3 protein-coding genes are annotated in these 2076 nt (G+C 66.3%); all 3 read left to right on the top strand.

Translation table 11 applies throughout. From position 1 onward, the window contains the following. On the top strand, nucleotides 1-146 hold a 146-nt coding region (locus RMP09_RS06500; protein ID WP_310565191.1), incomplete at its 5' end, for a transposase. A gap of 207 nt (nucleotides 147-353) precedes the next feature. Then, nucleotides 354-632 carry a DUF2459 domain-containing protein gene (locus tag RMP09_RS06495; RefSeq protein ID WP_310565190.1) on the top strand — a complete coding sequence of 93 codons (279 nt, stop codon included), beginning with the start codon at nucleotides 354-356 and terminating at the stop codon, nucleotides 630-632. Between the two features lie 836 nt (nucleotides 633-1468). Next, nucleotides 1469-2059, top strand: coding sequence for a L,D-transpeptidase family protein (locus RMP09_RS24060; RefSeq protein WP_137918471.1), 591 nt, complete (start codon nucleotides 1469-1471; stop codon nucleotides 2057-2059). Nucleotides 2060-2076: the final 17 nt, after the last annotated feature.

Genomic DNA, 2076 nt, shown 5'->3' with positions numbered 1-2076 from the left:
TCGTGGAGGCGCCCAACGGGTGGATCAAGAGCGTGCTGGGGTTCAGGCAGTTCAGCCTGAGGGGATTGGACAAGGTCAAGGCCGAGTTCAAGCTCGTGTGCCTGGCGCTCAACTTGAGAAGGATGTGCAGTTTGCGCGGTACTTGAGGGGGAAACGGGGCATCGCGGGCCGCGAAACGGAGCCCTCAGACCCGCACAAGGTCGCCGCACAGACCACTCAAAACAACGGGAACGATCAAATCGCCCGAGGCACCGCGCAGTTGCAATCAAATCAGCACGCCAAACGTTCTGCCGCGCAGACTCCTAGGGCCGGTTCAGCCCGGGCGGATGTTGTTGCGCTGGATCACCTCGGACATGGCCGTTGCGATCCGCATGGCGTCGCATGGCCGGCACAGCGACCTGATGATACCGGCCGCCGTGATTGACGCCGACGCCCGGCCTGCCCGGCGGAAGTTTCACGAGGAGGATCATTTCGAGGTCGCCTCGGGTGATCGCACCTACTACCAGGCGGTCGATCCATGTCAGTGGGTTGGCCTATACGCGTTGTTGTGGCCCAGTCCCGGCGTGCTGCAAATTGTTGCCCTGCAGAGCGCGCCCAAGCGGCAGTTCGCCGGCGCGCGGAGGCCACCCTAGACATCTCGCGCGATGGCGCGCAGCACCTGGTGGCCGCGATCGCTGCCAGCGCGAGCGCGACGACCAGGGTCGGCCGATCACCTTCGCCCCGTCACCGTACGGTCAGGGACGCTTCTAAGCCTCAATCGACCGATTTCACCTGTCCAAGACCTACCATGTCTGCGTGGAGCCACGAGTACGCGGTCCAGGGGTAGCGGTGCGCGCGGCGCAGACCATCACAACCGGCATACTCGCCAAGAAACTACCTCTGGGCACAGTGCGACATCCCGGTCCGCCAGCTGCGCTGCGGCCTGCTCCGATGCCGCCGACCGCGAATTGACACACGCCAGGGGCAACGGGTTGAATCTGTGCTGCACGGCGCCCATGGTCCCTGAACCCTTGTCACCCAAAGACCCAATGCATGCCGTCAGCGTGGATACCCACTCTACGCAGGACGACACGGTGCAAAGCATGTTGCACGCGGTGGTTACGGTGCCCGCCGAACTGCGGCAGGCGTCGCCGCGTGCAGCCGCACTGGGCCTAGACAGCTCGCTCGAGCGCGACTGGAGGCTTGGGCAGCCTGGCGCAGAGGAGCTCATCACCCGCGTCGGCCAGGAGTTCGGTGTGCGGCTCGACGAGAACGCCCTCACCGTGGCCAAGACACCGCGCGACCTGCTACGGCTGGTCCGCCAGGTATCGCCCGCTTCGACGACGGACGCTGTGCTGGCGGCGCTGAACGCGCTGGTGTCCGCGCGAATTGACCAGATTCGCGTCAACCTCGAACGGCTGCGCAGGGTGGGGCGTGCCCTCGTCAGCGGCCAACTGCTGGTCGACATAGCCGGTTTCGAGACTGGGCTGTGGCTCGACGGCCGCAAGGCCTGGCGTTCGCGCGAGGTCGTCGGCCATCTATACCGGCGCTCGCCCGAATTCCGCTCGACGATGGAATACCTCGTACTCAATCCGGAGTGGGCCGTGCCGCTGGCCATCCTGCGCAAAGACGTTCTGCCGCGCGTGCTAAGAGACCGCGGCTACCTCGCGCGCCAGTGCATGCGGCTGATCGACCGCGTTGGCCGGCGTCGACTGGGACGCCGTGCGCAAGCGCCCCGGCGTCTCCCCTACCGCGTTGTGCAGGCCAGCGGCCCGGCCAACGCGCTCGGCCGCATCCGCTTCATGGCCCCAATGGACACCTGGTGTTCCTGCACGACACGTCGGCGCGCGAGCTGTTCAAGCGCCCAGCACGCGCCTACAGCGAGGGCTGCATCCGCGTCGAGCGCGCACATGAGCTGGCCGTACTGCCGCTTGACGATGCCGAACGCTGGAGGGCGCAGCGGCTCGCCGAGATCATCGATGACGGGGGCCCGCAGACGCTGCCGCTGCGCCGGCATGTACCGCTGCTGCTGTACAAAACTGGGGTCGTTCAGTGTGCAATGGCCGGGCTCGGTTCCTAGGTGGCAGGCGCAGCAGC

The organism is Hydrogenophaga sp. (genome assembly GCF_031426985.1).
Classification (GTDB): domain Bacteria; phylum Pseudomonadota; class Gammaproteobacteria; order Burkholderiales; family Burkholderiaceae_C; genus Hydrogenophaga.
This window is presented reverse-complemented; position numbering and strand designations above follow the sequence as displayed.

Excerpts from the sequence above, each read along its gene's own strand:
- RMP09_RS06495 (WP_310565190.1), top strand. The coding sequence starts at position 354 with ATGGCCGTTGCGATCCGCATGGCGTCGCATGGCCGGCACAGCGACCTG.